The sequence below is a fragment of the Aestuariibaculum sp. YM273 genome (genome assembly GCF_030908365.1).
Lineage (GTDB): Bacteria > Bacteroidota > Bacteroidia > Flavobacteriales > Flavobacteriaceae > Aestuariibaculum > Aestuariibaculum marinum.
In genome coordinates this window covers 3,234,289-3,259,862 of sequence record NZ_CP133090.1, presented here as the reverse complement: position 1 = coordinate 3,259,862, position 25,574 = coordinate 3,234,289, and the positions used below count along the sequence as shown (strand labels likewise).

Genomic DNA, 25,574 nt, shown 5'->3' with positions numbered 1-25,574 from the left:
CTTAAAAATGAAGAAACGTTATATAGCCGCAGCTTTACTGATGGCATTATTCAGTTTTCAAACTAAAGCGCAGGAAACAGAGCAAAGTAAAGAAGAGCGCATGGCGTGGTTTAAAGATGCCAAGCTTGGTATTTTTATCCACTGGGGTATCTATGCCGTAAACGGAATCGACGAATCCTGGTCGTTTCACAACGGATACATCACCTATGAGGATTATATGAAGCAATTAAATGGCTTTACAGCTAAGAACTATGATCCTGAATACTGGGCAAAATTAATTAAAGAAAGTGGCGCTAAATACACGGTAATCACTACAAAACATCATGATGGTGTAGCTTTATGGAATACCAAACAAGGTGATTTAAATGTTATTGATAAAACCCCGGCGAAAAAAGATTTAATTACACCTTTTGCAAAAGCAGTTCGTAAAGAAGGATTAAAATTAGGTCTATATTATTCATTGTTAGATTGGTCTTATCCTGATTATCCAAACTTCTTAAGAAATGAAAAACGTTATAAAGATGATGATAAACGTTGGGATAAATTCACCAAATTTAATTTCGGTCAATTAAAAGAATTAACAACTTACGATCCGGATTTATATTGGTTTGATGGCGATTGGGAACAGAAAGCAGAAAAGTGGAAAGCTAAAGAAATTCGTGAGCTTTTATTCAAAGAAACCCCTTCAACCATCATCAATTCAAGACTACAAGGTTACGGAGATTATGCAACGCCAGAGCAAGGTGTGCCTGTAAACAAACCAAAAGATAAATATTGGGAATTATGCATGACTATGAACAATTCCTGGGGCTATCAACCAAACGACACCAAATACAAGAGCTTGAATCAAATCATTCGCATTTTTGTGGACTGTATTAATATGGGAGGTAATCTACTTTTAGATATCGGACCTAAAGCGGATGGAACTATTCCAGAGGAGCAAGTTGAAATCTTGAAAGGATTAGGAAAATGGACGAAAAAGCATGCTGCTGCCATTTATGGAACACGTGCAGGAATTCCATTCGGACATTTTAATGGTTATACGGCATTGTCGAAAGATAAAACCATTTTATATCTGTACGTAGACAACAAACCAAACGGTCCGTTATTAATTAAAGGACTTAAAAATAAAGTAAACCGCGCTTGGGTAGTTGGTAACGGCACCAAATTAAAAACCGATGTGGTTGGGAAATTATACTGGAGTAAAGTTCCTGGGTTATTATATATCGATTTGCCAGAACACGTACAGGATGAAAACGTAACAGTAATTGCACTTCAGTTAGATGGCGAGGTTGATTTATATGGAGACGCTGGTCAGGTAATAGAAAGTAATTAGTAGAATTAAGGATATGAGTCGGTTAACTATATATTTAGGGGTATTACTATTAAGCTTTGTTTCGTGCAATCAGGAGACCAAACAAGCTGAAAATACCAAATCGGTTAAAAATGATAATTTAGTCGATTTGGTAAACCCGTTAATGGGAACGGACTCCGATTATAGTTTATCTAACGGGAATACGTATCCAGCAATCGCCACACCGTGGGCGATGAATTTCTGGACTCCGCAAACGGCAAAAATGGGAGATGGCTGGACCTATGCTTATGATGCCAAGAAAATAAGAGGGATCAAGCAAACACATCAACCAAGTCCGTGGATTAATGATTATGCCGCCTTTTCTTTAATGGCAGTTACTGGCGATTTAAAATTTCAGGAGGATGAGCGTGCTTCATGGTTCTCACATAAAGCGGAAACTGTAAAACCGTACCATTATTCGGTGTATTTAGCTGATTACGATGTTAAAGCTGAAGTCGCTCCAACCGAAAGAGCTGCGCATTTTAAATTTACGTTTCCTGAAGCCGAACAGTCTTATATTTTATTAGATGCCTTTTTTAAAGGATCCATGGTGAAAATTATTCCTGAAGAACGAAAAATCATTGGCTATTGTAGAAATAACAGTGGCGGCGTTCCCGAGAATTTTAATAACTATTTTGTTGCGGAATTCGATCATGATTTTGAAATAACAAACACCTGGCATGACGATTGGAAATTACAGAAAAACGTTAAAAACAGTGAAGGAAATCATGTCGGCGCCATTATCGGATTTAAAACCAATCGAGGCGATGTGGTACATGTAAAAGTAGCGTCGTCTTTTATAAGCCCTGAGCAAGCGCAGTTAAATCTTGATAGAGAAATTGGAGAAGATTCTTTTGAAGACACTAAAGACAAAGCAAAACAGGCATGGAATAAAGAGTTAAACAGAATAGAAATTGAAGATGATAATAGCGATCATATTCGCACTTTTTATTCGTGTTTATATCGCGTGCTATTATTCCCAAGAAAATTTTATGAATTTGATGTAAATAACAACATCGTTCATTACAGTCCGTACAACGGAAAAGTGTTATCGGGCTATATGTTTACCGATAACGGATTTTGGGATACGTTTAGAGCCGTTTTTCCATTTTTTAATATGATGTATCCGGAATTAAATAGTCACATCATGGAAGGGCTTGCAAATACGTATAAAGAATCAGGATGGTTGCCGGAATGGGCAAGTCCCGGGCATCGCGATTGTATGATTGGTTCTAATTCAGCGCCAATAATTGTTGATGCATTTCTTAAAGGAAATGTAAAAGAGAAAGATGTTGATGTCCTTTTTGAAGCGATTCTAAAAAATGCTACCGTTGAAGACGGTCGCCCAGTAAATTCTGTAGGTCGTGCAGGGTTAGACTATTATAATACCTTAGGATACGTGCCTAATAATGTCGATATAAAAGAAAATGCAGCTAGAACTTTAGAATATGCGTATGCCGATTTTACAATTTCTGAAATGGCTAAGAAACTTGGTAAACAAGAATTAGCAGAAAAGTTTGAAAAGCAGTCGTTGAATTATAATCATTTATTCGATCCGTCAACGGGGTTAATGCGTGGTAAAAATGAAGACGGTTCGTTTCAATATCCATTTAACCCGTTAAAATGGGGTGATGCATTTACCGAAGGCAATAGTTTACATTATACCTGGTCGGTATTTCATGATGTACAGGGATTAGTCAATTTAATGGGAGGTAATGATGCCTTTATTTCAAAATTAGATGGTGTTTTTACGATGCCTCCAAAATTTGACGATTCGTATTACGGGCACACTATCCATGAAATTCGAGAAATGCAAGTGGTAAATATGGGGAATTATGCGCATGGGAATCAACCTATTCAACACATGATTTACCTGTACAATTTTGCAGGAGCTCCATACAAAACTCAAGAACGTATTAGAGAAGTTTTAACTAAACTATATTCAGCAAAGCCAGATGGCTATTGTGGTGATGAGGATAACGGCCAAACTTCGGCTTGGTATGTGTTCAGCTCTTTAGGATTTTATCCGGTAACCCCTGGAATAAATCAGTATGTCATCGGTAGTCCGCTATTCAAAAAGGCAACACTTCATTTAGAAAACGGAAATACTTTCGAAATACATTCAGAAAATAACTCAAGAGGCAACTTTTATATTCAATCAGTAGATCTGAATGAAGCAGTTTACAACAATACCTATTTGAATTATGAAACCGTCCAGAACGGTGGTGTTTTAAAATTCAATTTAACAAACACAGCAAATACGGAGTGGGGCAGCAAATTAGAAAATGCACCTTACTCACTTAATAACTCAATTAAAAAATAATTAAAGTATGAAAAAGACGCTTATTGCTATTACGGCATTGCTTTCGATGCATTCGTTTTCGCAGGCCATTTATGAAGATGAACGTTATGTGCCGGAAACAGATCCGTTAGTATTAGAGAAATTAGACCAATGGCAAGACCTTAAATTCGGTTTATTAATGCACTGGGGAACATATAGTCAATGGGGAATTGTGGAATCATGGTCCTTATCACCAGAAGAGTACGGATGGTGTGAACGTAAAAAAGGAAGCAATCCAGACGATTATTTTGCATATAAAAAGGAATATGAAGCGCTTCAAACCACATTCAATCCAACAAAATTCGACCCAGATAAATGGGCAAAAGCGGCGAAACATGCCGGGATGAAATATGTGGTATTTACCACAAAGCACCATGACGGATTTAGTATGTTCGATTCGAAATACACTGATTATAAAATTACATCGCCAAAAACACCTTTCTCGTCAAATCCTAAGGCGAATATTGCTAAAGAAGTATTCAATTCATTTAGAAATGAAGGACTTTGGGCAGGAGCGTATTTCTCTAAGCCAGATTGGAATGTAGATAGTTACTGGTGGCCAAAATACCCACCAAAAGATAGAAACGTAAACTATTCGCCATTAGAAAACCCTGAAAAATGGCAAGAGTATGTCGATTTCACGCATAACCAGATTATGGAACTTTTAACCGATTATGGTAAAATAGATATTCTTTGGTTAGATGGTGGCTGGGTGGCTAAAACGCCTAAAGCTGAAATTACGGAGTGGTATGGAAGAACTATTGATAAAGCTGAAGACGGGTATTTAAAACACCGTATCATCAATCAGGATATTAAAATGGATGATTTAGTGGTTAAGGCTCGTAAACAGCAACCAGGTTTAATTGTGGTTGATCGTGCTGTTCACGGGAAAAACCAAAACTACTTAACACCTGAAAATCGTGTGCCAGAGAAGACATTGCCATATCCATGGGAGTCTTGCATAATTTCAGGAGGTGGCTGGTCTTACACACCAAATGCGAAATACATGAGCCCTCGCGAAGGTATTCACACGCTTATCGATGTGGTTGCTAAAGGTGGTAATTTATTGTTAAACATTGCGCCAAGTCCAGAGGGTGAGTGGCAGCAAGGTGCATACGATTTATTACAAGCTTATGGCGATTGGATGGATGTAAACAGTACAGCGATTTACGCAACAAAACCTATCGCTCCATTTAAAGAGAACAATATTTGTATGACTCAGAATGAAAAAGGTAATGTGTTTTTATTCTATATGGCAGAAGAAAATGAAAACAAAATTCCCGCTGAAGTAGTTGTAAAATCAATCACGCCTAAAAAAGGTACTAAAATTACTATGCTTGGTTCGAGAACACGTTTAAAATGGGAAAAACAAGCGGAAGGATTTAAAGTAATTATTCCTCAGAAATTAAGAAATAGTTTACCTTCAAAATACGCATGGACATTAAAAATTGATGCTGTAAATCAATAGATTTAAGTTCAATAAACAGATAGGTGTTTGCGTAATTTATAATTACGTAAGCGCCTATTTTTGATTAAAATACATATCAAAATTTAACCTTAAGCTTTAACTAGTTGAAATTACGGTTGATGTCTAAAATAGAATAATATAGTTTATGAAATTAAAACAATTAATTCCAGTATTAGCGATAACTACTGTGTCTTTCAGCATGGTGTCTGCTCAGGAATTTATTTCAAAGAAAAAGAAAGCTAAAATATATCACGATACCTGGATTGATTTTAATAAAAACAAGAAAAAGGACATTTATGAAGATGCTTCACAGCCTCTAAACGATAGAATTGACGATTTAATACATCAGATGTCTTTAGATGAAAAAACCTGTCAGATGGCAACGCTATATGGATTTGGTCGCGTGCTAAAAGATGAATTACCAAACGCCGATTGGAAAAATCGAGTTTATAAAGATGGAATTGGTAACATCGATGAACATTTAAACGGTTTAGCCTATCATAAAAGTGCCGAAACCCAGTATTCGTGGCCTCCGTCTAATCACGCGAAAGCTATTAATGAGGTGCAACGCTTTTTTGTTGAAGATACCCGTTTAGGTATTCCGGTAGATTTTACAAATGAAGGTATTCGTGGGTTATGTCACGACGGTGCAACAAGTTTTCCAGCTCAAATAGGCATCGGTAGTACATGGGATAAAGACCTAGTGTCTGAAATTGGAGCCATTACAGGAAAGGAAGCCCGAGTTTTGGGTTATACCAATGTGTATTCTCCAATTTTAGATTTAGCCAGAGACCCAAGATGGGGTAGAACTGTCGAGTGTTATGGTGAAGACCCGTATTTAGTGTCGCAATTAGGTTTAAATATGGTAAAGTCATTACAGGCTCAGAATATTGTGTCTACAGCAAAGCATTTTGCCATGTACAGTGCTCCAAAAGGTGGACGTGATGGCGATGCCAGAACCGATCCGCATGTTACAGAACGCGAAATGCATGAAATTTACTTAGAACCTTTCCGTACCGTTGTTCAGGAAGGAGGTTTAAAAGGCATTATGTCTTCGTACAACGATTATAACGGAATTCCGGTAACCGGAAGTCATTATTTTTTAACCGAATTGCTAAGAGAACAATGGGGCTTTAATGGTTATGTGGTTTCAGATAGCTGGGCTGTTGGTGGTTTAAAAGGCCGTCATCATATTGCTGAAGATTTTAAAGAAACTGTCTATTTATCGGTTATGGCTGGTTTAAATGTGCGCACTAATTTTTCACCTGCCGAAGATTTTATTTTACCTTTAAGAGAACTGGTTGAGGAGGGCAGAATTCCAATGGAAATTATAGATGAGCGTGTTAAAGATGTTTTGAGAGTTAAATTTGAATTGGGATTATTTGATAGTCCTTACGTTAATGATGCAAAAGAAGCTGACGCTATTGTTCACGGCTCTGAAAGTGAAAGCATTGCATTAAAAGCATCAAGAGAGTCTTTAGTGTTATTGAAGAATTCAGAAAGCCTGTTGCCTGTGAAATTAAATACCTTGAAAAATATTTTGGTTACAGGCCCAAATGCAAAGGCTATAAATCATTCCATTAGTCGTTATGGACCTTCTAATATAAAAGTGCAATCCGTTTACGATGGTATTAAAACATTTGTTGGCGATAAAGCGAATGTGAATTTTACCCAAGGTTGTGACTTTTATGATGCTAACTGGCCGAAAAGTGAACTTTATAGTGTAGCTCCAGATGATATTCAGCAAAACTATATTGATGAAGCTGTTAAGGCTGCAGAAAAATCCGATTTAATTGTGGTTGCTGTTGGTGATAATGAAGATACGGTTGGTGAATCAAAATCCAGAACATCCTTAGATTTACCGGGAAATCAGTTAGATTTAATAAAAGCCCTTTATGCAACCGGAAAACCAATTGTAGTTGTTTTAATTAACGGCCGTCCAATGAGTATTAACTGGGTAGACGATCATGTTTCATCAATTATTGAAGCTTGGTTTCCTGGAGAATATGGCGGACAAGCAATTGCTGAAGCTATTTTTGGAGCCTACAATCCTGGTGGAAAATTACCAATAACATTCCCTAGAACGGTTGGACAAATTCCTTTTAATTTTCCTTACAAAAGAAGTTCTCAAAAAGGGCAGGGTAAGGGTGATATTGGGCAAACCAGAATTAATACAGCGTTATATCCGTTTGGTTATGGGTTAAGTTATACAACATTTGAGTATAGTGGTTTAAAAGTAACGCCAGAAACAGACTCAAAGGACTTTAAGTCGGTTTCAGTATCATTTAAAATTAAAAATACTGGGAATTATGAAGGTGATGAAGTGCCTCAATTGTATATTCAGGATGAATTTGCATCGGTAGTAACTTATACTAAAGTGCTTAGAGGTTTCGATCGTGTTACTTTAAAACCTGGAGAAGAAAAAGAAATAACTATGACCTTAAAACCAAAGGCTTTATCTTTATTGAATACAGATATGGAACGTGTCGTAGAACCTGGAGTTTTTAAAATCATTATCGGGTCGTCTTCTGAAGAAGAGCGATTAACAGGGCAATTAATTATAAAATAAAAGTCAACGATATGAATACGATTAATAAAACATCATCTGTTTTTAATCAACTTAAAAAAGGGATTGTTCTTGGTTTATGTGGTTTTGTATTTCAAAATATACAGGCCCAAGAGCAACCAGCAGATTATGTGAATCCTTTTATTGGAACTTCAAATTATGGTGCGACCTATCCTGGGCCTATTGCACCACGAGGAATGGCAAGTGTGAGCCCATTTAATGTGGCGGGACCTCAAAATCCTTTAGAAAAAGATAGTCAGTGGTTATCTAACCCTTACGTGAATGAAAACAAATTTCTAACAGGGTTTTCACATGTGAATCTAAGCGGTGTTGGTTGTCCTGATTTAGGGGTGTTATTGTTAATGCCTACTACAGGAGATTTAAAAACCAATCATTTGGAATATGGTACCACCTATAAAAACGAAGTTGCCAAAGCAGGCTATTACAGTGTTGATTTAGATAAATACAATACAAAAGTAGAATTAACAGCTTCAGAACATGTGGGCGTTAGTCGAATTTCATTTCCTAAAGGAGAGTCTAACCTGTTGCTTAATCTTGGTTTAGGACTTACCAATGAACAAGGAGCCATGGTAAAAATAGTATCTCCAACGGAGATTGAAGGTATGCGAACCGTTGGTTCTTTTTGCTACAATAGCCCTGAAGATGCATATCCAGTGTATTTTGTAGCCAAGTTTTCTAAACCTGCCGAAACTTTTGGTGTTTGGAATACACCAGCTAAATACGACGGAGTAGAAGCACAGTGGATGGGGTATAACGGTAAAACTCGAATTATGAAGAATGCAACCAAAACGGTGGTTGGCGATAGTATTGGTACCTATTTCTCTTATAAGTTTGAAAAACCAGAAACGGTAGAAGTTAAGATTGGTGTATCGTACGTTAGTATTGAAAATGCAAGAGAGAACTTAGAAAAAGAAACTCAAGCAAAATCTTTTGAAGATATTTATCAAGAAACCTACACTAAGTGGAATACACTATTATCCAGAATACAAGTGGAAGGCGGTTCAAAGGATGATAAAACCATTTTTTATACGGCGTTATATCATACCTTAATTCACCCGAATATGCTTAACGATGTTAATGGGGAGTATCCTGAAATTAAAACAGGAAAAATAGGGAAGACCGCTGGAACAAGATATACAGTGTTTTCATTGTGGGATACCTACAGAAATTTACATCAGTTGATGTCGTTGGTTTATCCGGAACAACAGGTTGATATGGTTAATAGCATGATTGATATGTATGATGAAAATGGCTGGCTACCCAAATGGGAATTAAATTCTACAGAAACCTTTACTATGGTTGGTGATCCTGCGAGTATTGTTATTACAGACACCTATTTAAAAGGAATCAAGGATTTTGATATAGAGAAGGCTTATGAAGCCATGCTGAAAAGTGCCAATCAGATTGAAAACAATCCGTTACGACCTGCTTTGAAAGATTATATTGAGAAAGGCTATTTAACAACAGAAAGCAAAGGTCCTGTTTCAACAACGCAGGAATATAATATTGCCGATTATTCAATTGCGCTTTTAGCAAAAGAATTAGGAAATAAAGATGATTATAAACGTTTTATGAAGCGTTCCTTGTCTTACAGAAAATTGTTTGATAAGGATTGGAATTTACTAAGACCCAGAAATGCAGATGGTACTTGGTACGAACCGTTCGATCCTGATGCTGGTGCTAATTTTACCGAGAATGTTGGTTTTATAGAAGGGAATGCCTGGCAATATGCTTTTATGGAACCTCATGATATAAAAGGGTTAAAAAAGTTAATGGGAGGAGATAAACCATTTACAGCTCAACTTCAAAAGATTTTTGATACAGATAAATTTGATATGGCTAACGAACCTGATATTGCGTATCCTTATTTATTTAATTACGTAAAAGGCGAAGAATATCGTGCTCAGAAGTTAGTTAAGGAGTTGGTGAGAAAGCATTTTAAAAATTCGCCTGATGGTTTACCAGGAAATGACGATACCGGAACCATGTCGGCTTGGTTGGTATATTCCATGATGGGATTTTACCCTGTAGTTCCTGGCGAACCAATGTATACTATAACGACACCAATGTTTGATAAAGTTAGAATTCAATTGAATGGTAAATATTATGAACAAAACGAGTTGGTTATAGAGCGTAATACTGAGAGTGACGGAATTGTTAAAGAAATCAAAATAAACGACAAGAAAAGTAACAGTTATTTTATCAGTCATGACGACCTAACAACCGCTAAAACCATAAAAATTATTCAGAAATAATACATTTTTAAATAAATAAGTGTAATTCTGCCTCTTCAAAAAGCTTATAAATACTAGGTTTACCCATTATTTGTAGGCTTTTTACTATTATAAAACATCAATTATTTAATTTGTTTTTCATTCACTACCCTAGATGAGTTGTTGGTCGAAAAAAGAATACTTATCAGGTTAAATAATTGTTAATTTAATTCATATTAACTCAAAACTAAAAAATTTATGAACCAAAAATTATTCAAACTACTGTTTGTATTTTGTTTCTTCGGTGTGTTATATGCCGGAGCGCAAACTACAGTTTCAGGGGTTGTTTCTGATGCTACTAGCGGGATTCCTCTTCCAGGAGCGAACGTTATTGTAAAGGGAACATCAAAAGGAGTTGCAACAGATTTCGATGGACGTTATGTTATCGAACTTGCCGGCGATGAAATATTGGTGTTTTCCAGCATTGGATATACAACCAAAGAAATTTCTGTTGCAGGGCAAACATCAATTGATGTGCAACTTGCTGAAAGTACTGAAAGTTTAGAAGAGGTTGTCGTTACCTCTTTCGGTATGACCAAAGAAAAACGAGCTATTGGTTATGCAACGGCGGTTGTAGAGGCCGAAGAATTAACAAAAACCGGTACACCTAACTTTGCAACAGCATTGTATGGTAAGGCGCCTGGTGTTCAAATTGCTGCAACTACAGGTGGTTCTACCAGTGGTGTTAATATGCAAATTCGTGGATTAGGGTCTATTACAGGGAATACGCAGCCACTTTATGTTGTAGATGGTATTCCTATTCGTAATGACAATGTAGATAACACAAGTTATTGGAATGATCAACGTATTCAGGGTAATGGTATTTTAGATATTAACCCAGAGGATATCGAGAATATTTCGATTTTAAAAGGAGCTTCTGCAGCAGCAAAGTATGGTAATGAAGCGATGAATGGAGTTGTATTAATTACAACAAAGAGTGGAAAAGGCATGAAAAAAGGCCTTGGAGTGTCTGTAAACTCTACTTATACTGTTGACAAGGTGGCTTACTTACCGCGTTTTCAAAATGTTAGAGGGCCAGGTTACCCTACGTATCTTAATGATGCTGGACAAGATGAAGACATGTGGTTGTTTAACTCTGAATATGGGGTTAGAACACCAATTGCTACTAACGTAAATTTTGGACCTAAATTTGACGGTCAGCCAACATTGGCATGGACAGGAGAAGTTATTCCTTACAAGGCTCAAAATGGAGTAGAAGGATTATATCAGGATGCTCATAACTTCATGAACAACATTTCGATTGTGAATGCTACGGATAAGGCTAATATCCGTTTCTCTTACACACGTCAGGATAATGAAGGGCTAAGTAGAGAAGCTGAGAATGATAAAAACATCTTCAATTTAAACACTAGTTTTAATTGGAATGATGACTTAAAAACGGATGTATTAGTAAATTATATCAATGCTAAAGTTTTAAACAGACCTTATAAAATTGACCGTTTAACTAATAACTTTGGTGGTATGATGACTCGCTTTGATAGTGGTGATTGGTACTATAAATACGCGCAAACCAGTTTAGGGTATCGTTATGTAACTGGTTCTGGTGCTAGTTTAACGCCGGATGAAAATTTAACTATCCCTGGATACAGAGGTGATGTTTTAGAATATGCTTGGCGTATAAACAATTATCAGTTTGAGGAAAATACAGACCGTGTAATTGCAAGTATTACGCAACACTGGGATATTACTGATGGGTTATCTTTAAGAGGAAGAATGTCTACAGATTTCACTGCTTTCGAATCTGAAGATAAAAGACCTAACGTAAGACCTTTAGCTTTAGGAAACCCGAGTGGACTTTACCGTGTTACTAATAGACTTGATAAAATAGTATACGGTGATTTATTCTTAACTTATAATAAGGATTTAACTGAAGACTTAAACATGGAGTTATTAGCAGGGTATAATGCTACAAAATCTATGTATAAATGGACGCAAAGAGCTACAAGTGGTGGTTTAAGTGTTGAGAATTGGTACTCTATAAATGCTTCAACAAATACACCTAACTCTAATAACGACATGCAAAGTTATGTTAAGGATGCATTAATAGGAACAGCGAGCTTTAGTTTTAAAAACTATTTATTCTTAGAAGGAACTATTCGTCAAGATCGTACTTCAACAATGAACCCTGATGATAATTCATTTACCTATCCTTCGGTGAATTCAAGTTTTGTATTCTCTGATGCTTTCGATATGCCTGATTTCATCAACTTTGGTAAAGTTCGTGCGTCTTGGGGTAAAGTGGGTAACTTCCCAACACCTTACAGAGCTAATATAGCTTATAATCAAAGTTCTTTAGGAGATCAAGGTGCAGGTTCTGTTATTTATACAACTTTACCATTAGCTGCAGGAAATGACGGAATTAAATCAGAAACACAGCGTGATGTGGAATTTGGTTTAGAGATGAAAATGTTTCAAGGTCGTTTAGGTGTTGATTTAACATATTACGATTCTCGATTAGAAGACCAAATTTTACCTTTAACATTACCTAACTCAGCTGGAGCTAGTAACGTATTAACGAATATCGGTACAATGCGCAATAAAGGTTGGGAGCTTGGTTTCAATGCAACACCTGTTGCAGGAAACGATTTTACTTGGGATACTAATATTAATTTCGCATTCAACAAAAATACTGTAGAATCTTTAGCGCCAGGATTAGAAGAATTAGTTCATGCTAATTATGATGGTAGTGCTGCCAAATTAGTGTCTGAGCCAGGAGAGCCTGTAGGTGTATTCTATACGCACCCAGTAGCTACTGATGCTAATGGAGATAAAATTGTTGATCCAAACGGATTATATAAAGTAGATCCAGACCAATGGATTAAAGTTGGTAGCGCACAACCTAAGTTTGTAGGTGGTTTTGCTAACTTTTTTACTTATAAAAACTTTAGCTTAAGTGCATTAGTTGATTTTAGAGTAGGTGGTTATGTAATGCCAACAGCATTAAACTGGATGATTAGTAGAGGTTTAACAGAAGAGAGTTTAAAATACATGGATGCTGAACATGGCGGTTTAACATGGTATGAAAACTCTGTGACTGGAGAAAGAGAATTAATCGCACAAGGAACAGCTGCAGGACCAAATGGAGAGCAAGTTTACGATAATGGTATTATTTTAGATGGTGTTAAAGCTGATGGAACTGAGAATGATTACATTACATCAAATCCAGAATATTACAATACTGTTTATAACTGGGGTGGACCTCAATATAGTCCAAACACACGTTATGAATTATATATTCAAGAGAATACATATTTCAAAATGCGTGAATTATCTTTAGCATACCAATTGCCTTCAGATATTGTTAAGAAAATTGGTTTCCAAGATTTACAATTATCTGTGTTTGGTAGAAACTTATTCTATTTCTATAGAACAATTAAGGATATGGATGCAGAGCAACTTACAGCAGGATCTAAGTGGTTTCAGAACGTTAATACAGCGGGTATGAACCCTTCTAGTAGAACATTTGGATTAAGTTTAAGAGCTAAACTTTAATATGATGGTGAGAATGAATAAAAATAAAAGATACAACATGAAAAAACATATATTCATAGCGTTAGTGGCATTAGGACTGGTAAGTACCGGATGTTCAGATGCAGATCTTAGCGATAATTATAGCGATCCTAATAAGATTGGAGAAACGACAGTTCCTAAGCATTTTACAGGAATGTTATTTGCCAATGCAAATTATGTTTTACCTAATTATGGGAATTATTTTATCATATTAAGACCTACATTATTGCCATGGACTCAAGCTGCTGGTTGGTTAAACAGCTTAGGTCAATATAAGGTTGGAGCTGCCACTGTAGATGAACAATGGAATCAATACTACAGTATGTTAACGCAATACAGAGAGCTTCAAAAGATTTATAACGGATTGTCAGATGAAGAGCAAGCTGCTAACAAAATTTTTATGCAAGCAGCTACTATATATCTTTACGATCATACTCAAGAAATGGTAGATTTATTTGGATATATTCCATTTAGTGAAGCTGGGATGTTGAGTACAAACGGTGGGGATTATATTTCATCTTTACCTGCATACGATGCTTCAAATGATTTATATACTATGATGTTAGATGATTTAGCGATCATAGCTGATGAATTAAATAGTACTTCTTTAGCAGCTGTAACTTCTACAATTTTTACCACTCAAGACTATATTAATTATGGAGATCTTGATTTATGGAAAAAGTATTGTAACTCGTTACGTTTAAGACTACTTAATCGTGTGTCAGGAACTTCTGAGTTTTCAGCTCGTGCAAGTACTGAAATGGGTGCAATTTTAGGCGGATCATATCCAACAATCGATTCTAATGCTGAGAATGTACAGATAGAAGTTGTAAACGTTGATTCTGATATTAACTCTAGAGGGTTTGAGGATGGATTTGGTAGTGATGGATGGTATACTAATTATGCAGGGAAGCTAATGGTAGATCATATGGTTGCTAATACAGATCCAAGATTACGTGTTTATTTTGAGAAAACGGTAAATGACGATTATCAAGGAATTGATCCTTTAGCTGATGCAACTACTCAACAAACTGCAGCTGACGCTGGAGAGGTAAGTTTATTTAGCAGATCGACATTCAACTTAAATCAGGTTTTCCCTGGAGTAATCATGGATGCTGCTGAAGTAAGTTTTATTAAGGCAGAATACTATTTAAGAAGTGGAAACGACGCTATGGCGCAAGAAGCTTACGAAATGGGTATCGAACAATCTGTAGAATGGTATTATTGGGTGAGATCAATTACAAATAATGATATTTCTGGAGAAGTAGATGCATTAGGAGCAACAGAGGTTGCCGATTATGTTGCAGGTGCTGGTGTAGCTTGGTCTGGTACAGAGGCCGAAAAATTAGAGTTAATTGCTACACAAAAATGGATTCATTATGGAGTTGTTAATTTACGTGAGAGTTGGGCAGAGCAACGTCGCTTAGACTTACCTGAATTAGAGTTTATGCCAGATGATTCTGATGTACAATCTTTACCTCCAGTAAGATGGATTTACCCTGATAAAGAGCGATCTTTAAATACAGAAAACTTCTCTGAAGTATCTTCTATGGACAATATGACCACTAAGATTTTCTGGGATGTGAATTAAAGTTTGATTAATAGTGTTATCAAAAAGCCTTTCATTAATTTGAAAGGCTTTTTTTGTAATTAAGATTTACAGAATACCTTAAAAAAGTCATTAGGTTTTATGTTCTAACTCTTATATTTGCTTTTCAACATTATAAAATATTCACCAAATCAGTGGTTTTGCAATGAAAGTAAGTTTTAAGTATCACACCTTGTTTTTTGTTTTTTCAATGGCTATCATGTTTAGTTGTAAAACAGATAGTAAGAACACCGCACAATTACATACAGCAAGTGTTTCTGAAAAAATAAAAGCACCGAAAGGTATGGTTTGGGTAGAACCTAAAACCTTTACTCAGGGCGCAAAACAAAATGATAAATTTGCTTTACCTAGAGAGAAGCCCGGACATACAGTTTCTGTAGATGGCTTTTTTATAGATGCCGCTGAAGTAACCAATAAACAGTTTAAAGCATTTGTAAGCGCAACTGATTACATAACAGTTGCAGAAAGACCGATTGATTGGGAAGATCTAAAAAAGGAGCTACCAGAAGGAACTCCTAAGCCTCATGATTCAGTTTTAAAACCAGGGAGTTTAATTTTTAACAAAGAGGTAAAACAAGTCGCTAATATGCGTAACTATGAGCAATGGTGGCGTTGGCAGGTAGGAGCAGACTGGAAACATCCTAAGGGGCCAGAAAGCTCCATTGAAGGTAAAGATAATTATCCGGTGGTGCATATTGCTTTAGAAGATGCTTTAGCTTATTGCAAATGGGCAAACCGTAGACTTCCAACTGAAGCCGAGTGGGAATCTGCGGCACAAGGGATGCATAGAGATGAAGTGTATACCTGGGGTGATGATGCCGAAGTCTTAAACGAAAAAGCAAATACGTGGCAAGGAGTGTTTCCTATAAAAAATGAGTCGAAGGACGGATTTGAATTGATTGCTCCTGTTAAATCGTATTCAGCTAACAGTATTGGTTTATATGATATGTTAGGTAATGTATGGGAATTGACAAGCGATTTATTTAACGAAAATTATTATAATCAAATTAATCCGAATCAGATATTAGAAAATCCAAAAGGTGCCGAAAAAGGATATAGTATAGGTAAGCCTTATATTGAAGAACATGTGATTAAAGGTGGTTCTTTTTTATGCAATGCTTCGTATTGTGCAAGTTTCAGAATTTCAGCCAAAATGGGGATGGAGCCTAATTCGAGTTCAGATCATATAGGGTTTAGAACTGTTGCAACTCCAGATATGTTGAAATAAGTGAATAAAAAAATCCCGAACTCGTGGAAAACCGAATCCGGGAATCTTTAACTAACTAATAAAAAATCTAATTTCTCTTTTTCACTTTCTTTATTTTTCCATTTTTCTTGTAATAGTAATAACTATCGTTGGTATTGTTATGCGAATAATTACTCGATAGATTGTTTTCAATGACGCAATAATTCACATGACGATTATTTGAGTTTACATATCCTTTTGTAGAAACTATTTGCCCCCAATTGTTATAGTTAACTGTTAATCCTCCAACTCGGTTTAAAGTTGCGTTTCTACCACGACCATAACCAATAAAAACAGAACCTATTTGGGTTACGTTTCCAGTACGGTCATAATTAATCGGTATATTTCCTATATCACGAATCGTGCCATTTCTGTCTCTTGAAATAAAATTTCTATTAGGAGACGTAGATGTATAGTTTATACTGACTCTTGGACCACTGTAAGATGCATTGATAGAGTTTCTTCTAGAGTTCGAATTATAATATGTATTATTATATAGAAATTCATAATCAAAATTTCCATCAGGGAAGATTGAAAATTCAATACCATTTTCAATAAAAGTTACAGGTTGAACATAACGATAATGGTTTGGGGGATTTATAGTTGCTTTATTTAAATCTAAAGCCATAACACCATTTGCGCTAAAAAGCATGCCTGCGAATAAAAGTACTAGTGTTTTCATAAACGTTCATTTTTTTGATTTTACCTACTCATAAGCTTTTCGGTTTCCGCTTCATTAAATCTTAAACAATTTGTGTGCCAAAAGCGTATGATTTTGTTTATCAATAACCTATATTTTGTAGACGTGTTTAGATTTTTATTATTTTTATAACAATCAACCATTGTCAGATGAAAAAACCTTTGGAGACTTGTAAAAACTGTGAAAATAGATTTGAGCAAGGTTTTGAGTTTTGCCCGTATTGTGGACAGAAATCAAACGATCAACTTACCGTATCCGTATTGTTTTACAATACAATTAGTAATTACTTTTCTGTAGATGCGCGTTTTTTTAAGAGTTTTATTCCTCTCATGATTAAGCCTGGGTATTTAGCGAAACGTTTTGTTGAAGGCAAACGGTTGTTGTATTTACATCCAGCACAAATGTATTTGTTTATATCTGTGGTGTTTTTCTTTTTGTTTTCGTTTATTAGTCGAAAACAAGTTGAAACAGTTAATAAAGCTCTAGAAAAAAAAGAAATTCCTGTTGTTGTACACGATAGTTTAAAGACCCAGATTATAGATTCTTTACGAAATGTAACGACGACAAACTATATTGTTAAAAACGATTTTTCTTTTGACGGAAGAAGAGTAGACTCTTTGATTGCTATTGATGCCCCTAAAGAAGATATCTTTCAAGCAATGGGGGTGGGTAGTGATGCAGGATTTTTTAAAAGAAGGATTTATGCCCAAATTTTAAAATTTTATAAGCAACGAAATGGAGGGTCTATTTTACAGGCTTTTTACGATAGTATACCTATAGCCATGTTTTTCTTGTTGCCTATTTTCGCTTTTATATTAAAACTACTGTATTATAAAAAAGTTCCGTTCTCTTACAACCTCGTGTTTAGCTTGTATTTCTTTGCGTTTGTATTTATGCTGTTTAGCTTTTTAGTGATAGTAGATTTAATTTGGAAACCGATGTCCTGGCTAAATAGCATCGTAATGATTGTGGTTTTTATTTATTTCTATTTTGCCATACTACAATTTTATAACCAGAGCAAACTAAAGAGTTTATTTAAAAGCTTTTTGGCGACATTTTCTTTTTTGCTAATGGTAATTCCTGCAGCAATCGTGGTAATGTTTATGGTTGCTTTTTTATTTTATTAGGTAAAAAAAAAGAGGAGCCTAAGCTCCTCTTTAAGTTATTTACTTAGTTAAAGATTACACTATTTAACTAATAATTTTACAGCTTTAGCTCCTTCAAAAGTTTTTACAGTTGCAATATAAATACCTGATCTGAAAGAGAAACTTACATCTTCATTTGTTTTAAATGATTTAACTAATGCACCAGTTAAACTATAAATTTTAACTTCAGTTGGTGATTGCACATTTGATACATGAATATTATTTCCTATAGCTCTAACGCTAGTCATTACTTCTGAAACTTCTCCAGCTTTATCGATGCTAAGAGTGAAATCAGCATTTTCCACTAGTGTATCAGGAATTTCACTTAATCCAAATATAAGTGCGTAAACTGCATTTCTCCAAATGGTTAATGCTTCAGGACTAATATTAGCACCATCACCCATTATCATAGCTGCATGGCTCCATCCAAAAGTTACAGCATTTACTCCTAACACATCATTAGGATCTTCACCTATTTGTGTCCCGGATGCTAAATAGTTAACTATCATTGAACTTGCGGCATCTGTAGCTTCTGGAACTGTAACAGCAGAAGCAGATAAACCACCTGTTAAATCAATATTTATCAATGCATCTATGGCTTTATTTCCTCCAGTGCCTCCATAATTGCCTGATGCATCATCTGCAGTCGCCTCACTAAAAATTCTTATATCATTTCCTCCGGAAAAATCAATACCTTTTAATAAAGGATGGTTTGTATTTACGGCTGTTACAGATACATTTTGTGTAGCTTCAACAGACGCATCTGCATCAGTAATAGCTCTACCACTTCTAAAAGCCCATGATTTATTATATATAATAGGAGTAGTTATGTCTCTAACACCAAAAACACCTCCAGGTTTGAATACGTCATCCCCAGAACCAAAAGATTCCTGAGCAATAACTAAATCGTAACCAGAAACATCAGGGATTGCACTTCCAGTTGCATCAGATTCAACATACTCTACAAAGAAGTTAGGATCGGCATTAAGCATTCTTATAATAGGGTCATTATTTAATGCAGAAGCACCAGCTCCTGGAGTTTTTCCGGCTTTATTCGCATAAAGAATTAATTTAGGTTCCTGCTCATTAACGTAAGGGGATGTTGGTACTGCTCTACCTGTAAGCATGTATGCTGCGTTTCTCCAAATTGTTAACAATTCTGAAGTAACATTTGTCCCGTCACCTTTCCTTTGTGCTCCATGAGTAAATGCAAAGACAACGATATCTTCAACAGTAACATCTTGTCCCGCCGTTCCTAATTGTGTACCGGTAGGGATATGATTGATAACAATAGAGGATTCTACATCTGTAACAACTGGAGTGGTTGCTAAGGTAGCAGCCGCCGCGTTATTCATTTCTATACCGGTAATCACTTTAAGTGCACTATTTCCACTATCTGTACCATTACCGTTTGTAGCGGTATAGAATAAGCGAATATCATCACCTCCAGAGAAGTCAATACCACTGAACATTGGATTGGATTGGTTCGCCAAAGGAACGGTTACTGATATATCACTAACAGTATTTCGCACTGCTGCACTCGTCAAAGTAATTTTATCATTTACGAAGGATTCCGATTTACAAAAAATAACAGGAGCTGGCAAGTTCCTAAGTGCTAACGGACCGTCATTAAAAGATTTAAATGCAGGACTACTAGATGATACATCTTCCTGAACGATAATCAGCTCAAAAGAAGAAAGGTCTGAAGGAAATATATTTCCGCTTCCATCTATAGTACCAGTAGTAACCGTAAAATTAGGGTCAGCATTAAGCATTCTAGTAATGGCATCATCGCCAGGAGCGGAAACTAAACCGCCTTCACTAGAAGAATTGGCGTTATTTAAATAAAGTACTTGTTTAGGTTTTATTTGGAGTAAATTATAGTCTACTTGAATATAAGGTAAATACATATCTGTACCTCCATTAGTTCCGTCTACCACAAATTTAAAATCTATACCGCCAGGGTTCCCATAATATTCAAAAGTGAAATCGGTACCACGTGAACCATCTATGGTTTCATTATAAGCTACAGTAGAAGGACCTACTAAACTTGTACCATCCATTACACCCCATCCTTTGTTATTAAAGTTTGGAGCACTTACAATGTAGTCTAGTGTTGACTCAGCCATAAGAGGTACAGTAACTTTTCCTCCACTTAGGGTTTTTATATGAAATTCACTTCCTGCTTTTAAATTAACACCTAAAGTGCTATTATAAAAATTATCTCCATTCCCAACAAAATTTCGAATTTGAACATAGCCTATACTAGGGCTTAAAGGGTTGTCTCCATCGCTATGGAATCTTCCAGTAGGGTGTGAATTTAAATCATTTAGCTCGATACCATTTACATTTGATAAACGAGATATGTCTTCTAGAAGGGTGCCATCGGTACTAACGTTACCAAGGAATGACGTAGCACTTCCTCCTCTAAAATCATGATAATAAGTTGCATTAACCACTTCGTAATTGGCAGCGGCTGGATTAGAAACCATAGTTCCTGGTACAGTTAATCCTGTAAGCATATATGCCGCATTTCTCCAAATAGTTAAATTTTCGGAAGTGATATTACCTCCATCTTGTTTAACGCTAGCACCCCAAGAAAAAGGCAATGTAACAGCGTCCTGAGCTAAAACACCAGAAGCATCGGTACCAAGATGTGTGCCTGCAGGGAAATAATTAACACCAATACCTTGATCAGGAGTTGTAATTTCATCTACTGTGGCCATTAAAGTATTTGTAACAGGAGAGCTACCATCACTTGTTATTTCAATGTTGTTAATAATGTCAACAGATCTATATCCACCAGCTTGTCCAAAATCATCTGATGTGGTTAAGAATAATGGTATATCGCTACCATTAGAAACACCCAAGCCACTGAATAAAGGGCTAGAAGCGTCTACAACACTCATAGATAAATTTTGTGTTCTTGTATCTTTAGCAGCTGCTGAAGTTATTAAATTATTGTTTCTAAAATGTAGCATCTTACCGTAGATAATTGGAGCCTGTATGTTAACAGGTGTTAAGGCTCCGTCAGTAGGCGCCCCACTAACACTAGCAGGTTTTAAAAAATTATAAGTAGCTACATTTTCTGTTACAACAATTAAATCGAAGCCTGTCTGATCTATGGTTGTACCAACCGCCATTGAATTTCCGGCAGGCACACTACCATCCAACGCTACAACATAGGCGTCTGGTGAAGAAGCAGCAGAACCATTTTGTGCTATTATAGTAACGACATTAAAATTTGAATCCCCCTTCAGCATTCTGGATACTGGATCATTATAAAGAAGGGATGATTTTGTAGTAATACCAAAACTGGTATCAGGAGCATTGGTGCCATACCCAGTACCAGGTACTTGGTTGTCATTATAAATTTTGACACCTTCTGATAAAATGTACAAAACATTTTTTTGCGCCATAAGTTGACTAGAAGTCAAAGCAAACAGCAACATAAACAATAAAAATGTAATTTTTTTCATAGTTTAATTGAAATTTAGTTTAGTTAAAAGATTTATTTATATAATACCTATCTAAAGACTAGGTATTTACTCAGTAACGAATTTGACAATTATAATAATAAAAATATGTCATTATTGTTCTCCGGTCGATTATATAAATTTAGTGTTTTTTTAGTGTTTTAAATAAAAAACACTGATAATCTTTTAAAATTTAACAATTAAGACCTAGTAATTTAATGAGTATGGCAATTTAATACGTCTTTGAGTTGTCATACTCATTATCATTTTATTTTTTAATAATTTTCACTGTTTTTGAAGTAGTATCCCTTTCAATTTTTATAAGATATAACCCCTTTGGTAATTGGTCTAGGTTTATTGTTTTAGCATTATTGTTTCCAATAGAAACTTCGTTCACCCAAAGTTTTTGACCTGCTATGTTATATAGGGTTATGGTAGTTTCCTTTTCTTCACCGGCAATATTTAATTTCACAAAGTTACTAGTAGGGTTTGGGCTTATGGAAACATATTCTAATATTGTTTTAGCCTCATTTAAACTTAATGTTTGAGCATCAAATTCGATGGATTTGTCACTTAAGCCTCCCATTTCGTTAGCAGCTCTAACGGTAAATACACCTTCCGTATGTTCGCTTATATCATAATTGTTAGTAGTTACAAAATCGAGAAATATGTTGTTTTTAAATATAGCCCACCCTAAAACATAATCACTGTTTTCCCAAGTCAAATTTGACCCTGAATTTGATAGAGTAGGAGTATTAGCTTGTTCAGTATAAAGTTTAGGCTGCCAATTATCGGAACCACCTAAAACACTAGTGATAGAATAATTGTTTGCTTGGCTTTCTGTTAATACAGGATCTATAGTTACGGAGCCACCACCGTTATCTGTATAATTGTAAGTGGTTTTTCTTCCAGATAAATCTACTGGCACACCAGAAGATGTTAAACTGTTATATTCCGCATAAACTTCTGGAGCACCTCCCCATTCAGACCAACCCTCACTCGTTGGAAGTTGTTTCATTATAGTGTTGATAAAAACAACTTTAGGACTATTATGCCAAGGGCGACCAAGTTTGTAAGAACCGTTGTTCTGGCTAAATCCATCAATTGTACAATCTCTAAAAACATAACCCCAATTGGTAGTAGTTGCTGCCGCCGTTATGTGGTTGCCTGAGCGGTCTTCAAGAAAAATATCACAAGAGTTAAAGAAAACATCGCCGTCACCGAAAATGAAGTCCACTGTACCATGGATTTCACTATTTTCAAGGTATATTCTATCAGCTTGAGTATAAAAGGTGTCTTGATTGCTTAACAGTTTAACATTTTTATATATATTCTTATCACCTTGATCTCTAACAGCTACAGCTCTACCTGTAAAAGCACCTTTGCGATAATCCATTTTATTTAAAATAGTAAGGTCTTGTAAATAAATATTAGTTGAGTTCGATTGAAAATTAATTGTGGGAGTTGTACCGATTCCTTCGTCGGCTGAGGAAGGTTCGTTAAAAAGAATTACGCCGTCGGCACTTTGCCCTATAAAAGAAACATTTGGAATGTTTATAAATGTTTGTTGTGTGGCATCCCCAGTTGTATTACCTAAGTCGTATTCGCCGTTAGGGAAAAAGATATAGAAACGTTCTCCACTTGAAGACGCCGTTTGAGCAGCTGTTAAAGCTGCAGCAAAATCCCCATCTATACCAACAATAAAATCATATGGTTTTTTGATTACAGTTGGTTTGTTTAGAGTAGTAAAATTAATAGATATGTTTTCTGTTAGGATATTGTCGGTTAAATCGGAAATAACGTTTGCAGGTAAATTAAAACTATAAGTTGTATTGTAGTCTAACCCGGAATAACTAAAAGAAATAGACTTTCCGAATACTTCTGGTGTTAAACTATTAGCTCCTAAAGTAGCTACAGCGTTATCAGCAATTTTAACACGTTCATCAAAATTAAGTACAATTTTACCTGTAGCCGATGCGCCGTTTGCATTGTCATTAGGAATAGTACTGGTTAGAGCAGGTGGAACTCCATCATCAAAAACACTTTCTGTACCAAATACATAAATTTCGGATATAGCTGTCCCGTCATTAGAAGCAGTTGCTCCTATAAGTGAAGAGCTGTAGTCTGGAATCCATCTAATATAGACTTTACTTTGATTATTGGCATCCGAAGGAAGTGAAAAAGATCCGTTATACCATACTTTTGTTGCCACAATATCAATTACTCCAATTTGTGTAAAATTAGTACCATCAATAGAGTATTCGCAAAACTGTTTTGAGTAGCCATTATAATTTAATAACATATCAGCTTCAACACTTATATCTGTGTAATCTGAAGCGTCAAAACTTATTTGGTAATAGTATTTATCGGTAAGAGGGTTCCAGTTTACAGCTGCATTTTGCCCTTCATAGCCGCCGGCAGAAATAAAAGATTTATCTAGCCATGAACTTTGAGTATTATCGGCTTTTCTCAAAACTAATGCGGCTGTTTCATTAATTGTTGAAGCGCTAAAATCAGCAATTCGGCCAGCATTACCCGAATTATAAAAATCCCATCCTGCAATATAATCTGTAGCATTGTAATTGGAAGTAATTGTTTTGTTACCATCCATATTTACATTCAATTCGCTACTAGTTTCACCATTAGCCCAATTGGAAAACGCTAAAATAGGTAACTCGTTGGCGGTTAATGTTACATTGGTTCCGGAGACATACATTCTTTTTCCATCAATAATTTCGCCTTCCGGAAAAATATCAACCATGTATTCACTTGCTCCTCCAGTAACATTTACATCGAGGCTATAGGTTGTTAGTTGATTAAACAAAGCTTTATACTCAGCGTTTTCTGTAACTGTAACCTCTAATGGATTAGCTGTTGAAATTTGATTACCCAATTCATCTTCCCAATGATTAAATTCAAATCCAAAATTAGCATTAGCAGTTAGGTTGATAACTGAACCTTCATCAGCAGTTAAAGGTTTATCAGAACTAACATTACCCCCTTCGGATGGACTTGAAGATGTTGTAATGGTGTATTGAGGTATATTTATGACAGTTCCACTAAGATTTCCTTGAATTTCAATGTTTGCAATACCAACACTTTTAGTGGGATCAAAGGCATAAATGTAAATGTATAAAGACGATTCAGCATTAGAAGTTGGAATGGACAACCCGCTTGTCGGAATATTAACATCATATGTGGCATCTGGATAGGTGTTGTCACTTCTTCTATCAGGTTTAATACCTGTTTGTAGTGTGGTTAATGTGCCGTCTGAAGATTTCCAAACAACATCAATCAGTCCGCCTCCCGTACCAAAACGTTCGCAGTTAAATGAAATGTTAGTAAGATCGAAATTAAGACCGGTTAAAGGTGTTATATTAAAACTTACAATATCATTTATAGTTGGGGTATTATTTTTTACAGTAGGGGTGAATCGGGTAAAGGTAATACTGTTTTCTTGTCCGGTTTCTGTTCCATTATAGGATAAATTACCTCCTTCGGTTACATAATCAGGTTTCCACAAATTGGAATCGGTATAAGTTGCTGTTTGTCCAGATGTCCCTTGATTAAAAACCCAAGTGACTGTAGCACTTTGATTAACAGTTTGTGCAATCGATTGCCCTGATGCAAATAAAAAAAATAGACACTGTAAAAAAGCTAGGGGGTGAGAAAATAGTTTTTTTGTCATTTTCAAATAGTTTAGTTGTTGGTATGATAATATATTAAGTTATTGTGGTGGATATCAAAGAAATAAAAAAATAACTTAATAAAAAAGAGAATTTGACAAAAAAACAATCGATTACATGTCGAGTTTTGATTCCGGCTTAATTTAGGAAGCGACTTT

The 25,574-nt window shown here is 35.7% G+C and carries 12 protein-coding genes; 9 read left to right on the top strand and 3 right to left on the bottom strand.

What is annotated here, in order from left to right; translation table 11 throughout:
• Positions 1 to 7: 7 nt before the first annotated feature.
• The 8 genes from RBH94_RS14035 to RBH94_RS14000 all read left to right on the top strand — a co-directional run bounded on the left by RBH94_RS14035 (position 8) and on the right by RBH94_RS14000 (position 16,391).
• Entirely contained in the window at positions 8 to 1,336 is a 1,329-nt protein-coding gene (locus tag RBH94_RS14035) for an alpha-L-fucosidase (RefSeq protein WP_307881470.1), read from the top strand.
• A gap of 13 nt (positions 1,337 to 1,349) precedes the next feature.
• Positions 1,350 to 3,677 (top strand): GH92 family glycosyl hydrolase, encoded by a 2,328-nt coding sequence (locus tag RBH94_RS14030; RefSeq protein WP_307881469.1) that lies wholly within the window; start codon positions 1,350 to 1,352, stop codon positions 3,675 to 3,677.
• 7 nt (positions 3,678 to 3,684) lie between these two features.
• Positions 3,685 to 5,163, top strand: a complete 1,479-nt coding sequence (locus RBH94_RS14025; protein ID WP_307881468.1) for an alpha-L-fucosidase — start codon at positions 3,685 to 3,687, stop codon at positions 5,161 to 5,163.
• Positions 5,164 to 5,308: 145 nt separating this feature from the next.
• Positions 5,309 to 7,732: a glycoside hydrolase family 3 N-terminal domain-containing protein gene (locus RBH94_RS14020; RefSeq protein WP_307881467.1), complete on the top strand. Its 2,424-nt coding sequence runs from the start codon at positions 5,309 to 5,311 to the stop codon at positions 7,730 to 7,732.
• A gap of 11 nt (positions 7,733 to 7,743) precedes the next feature.
• The gene (locus RBH94_RS14015; RefSeq protein ID WP_307881466.1) at positions 7,744 to 10,005 is read left to right on the top strand and encodes a GH92 family glycosyl hydrolase; all 2,262 of its coding nucleotides are present in this window, start codon (positions 7,744 to 7,746) and stop codon (positions 10,003 to 10,005) included.
• Between the two features lie 216 nt (positions 10,006 to 10,221).
• Entirely contained in the window at positions 10,222 to 13,536 is a 3,315-nt protein-coding gene (locus tag RBH94_RS14010) for a SusC/RagA family TonB-linked outer membrane protein (RefSeq protein WP_307881465.1), read from the top strand.
• A gap of 37 nt (positions 13,537 to 13,573) precedes the next feature.
• Positions 13,574 to 15,145: a SusD/RagB family nutrient-binding outer membrane lipoprotein gene (locus tag RBH94_RS14005; RefSeq protein WP_307881464.1), complete on the top strand. Its 1,572-nt coding sequence runs from the start codon at positions 13,574 to 13,576 to the stop codon at positions 15,143 to 15,145.
• A 163-nt stretch (positions 15,146 to 15,308) separates the two neighbouring features.
• Positions 15,309 to 16,391 (top strand): formylglycine-generating enzyme family protein, encoded by a 1,083-nt coding sequence (locus RBH94_RS14000; protein ID WP_307881463.1) that lies wholly within the window; start codon positions 15,309 to 15,311, stop codon positions 16,389 to 16,391.
• A gap of 67 nt (positions 16,392 to 16,458) precedes the next feature.
• On the opposite strand, the gene RBH94_RS13995 is transcribed toward RBH94_RS14000, so the two are convergent.
• Entirely contained in the window at positions 16,459 to 17,091 is a 633-nt protein-coding gene (locus RBH94_RS13995) for a hypothetical protein (RefSeq protein WP_307881462.1), read from the bottom strand.
• 167 nt (positions 17,092 to 17,258) lie between these two features.
• Between RBH94_RS13995 and RBH94_RS13990 the strand changes: the two genes are divergently transcribed.
• Positions 17,259 to 18,236 (top strand): DUF3667 domain-containing protein, encoded by a 978-nt coding sequence (locus RBH94_RS13990; RefSeq protein ID WP_307881461.1) that lies wholly within the window; start codon positions 17,259 to 17,261, stop codon positions 18,234 to 18,236.
• Positions 18,237 to 18,295: 59 nt separating this feature from the next.
• Here RBH94_RS13990 and RBH94_RS13985 read toward each other — a convergent pair whose 3' ends face one another.
• Positions 18,296 to 21,733 carry a T9SS type A sorting domain-containing protein gene (locus RBH94_RS13985; protein ID WP_307881460.1) on the bottom strand — a complete coding sequence of 1,146 codons (3,438 nt, stop codon included), beginning with the start codon at positions 21,731 to 21,733 and terminating at the stop codon, positions 18,296 to 18,298.
• 265 nt (positions 21,734 to 21,998) lie between these two features.
• Positions 21,999 to 25,418 carry a pectinesterase family protein gene (locus tag RBH94_RS13980; protein WP_307881459.1) on the bottom strand — a complete coding sequence of 1,140 codons (3,420 nt, stop codon included), beginning with the start codon at positions 25,416 to 25,418 and terminating at the stop codon, positions 21,999 to 22,001.
• Positions 25,419 to 25,574 lie beyond the last annotated feature (156 nt).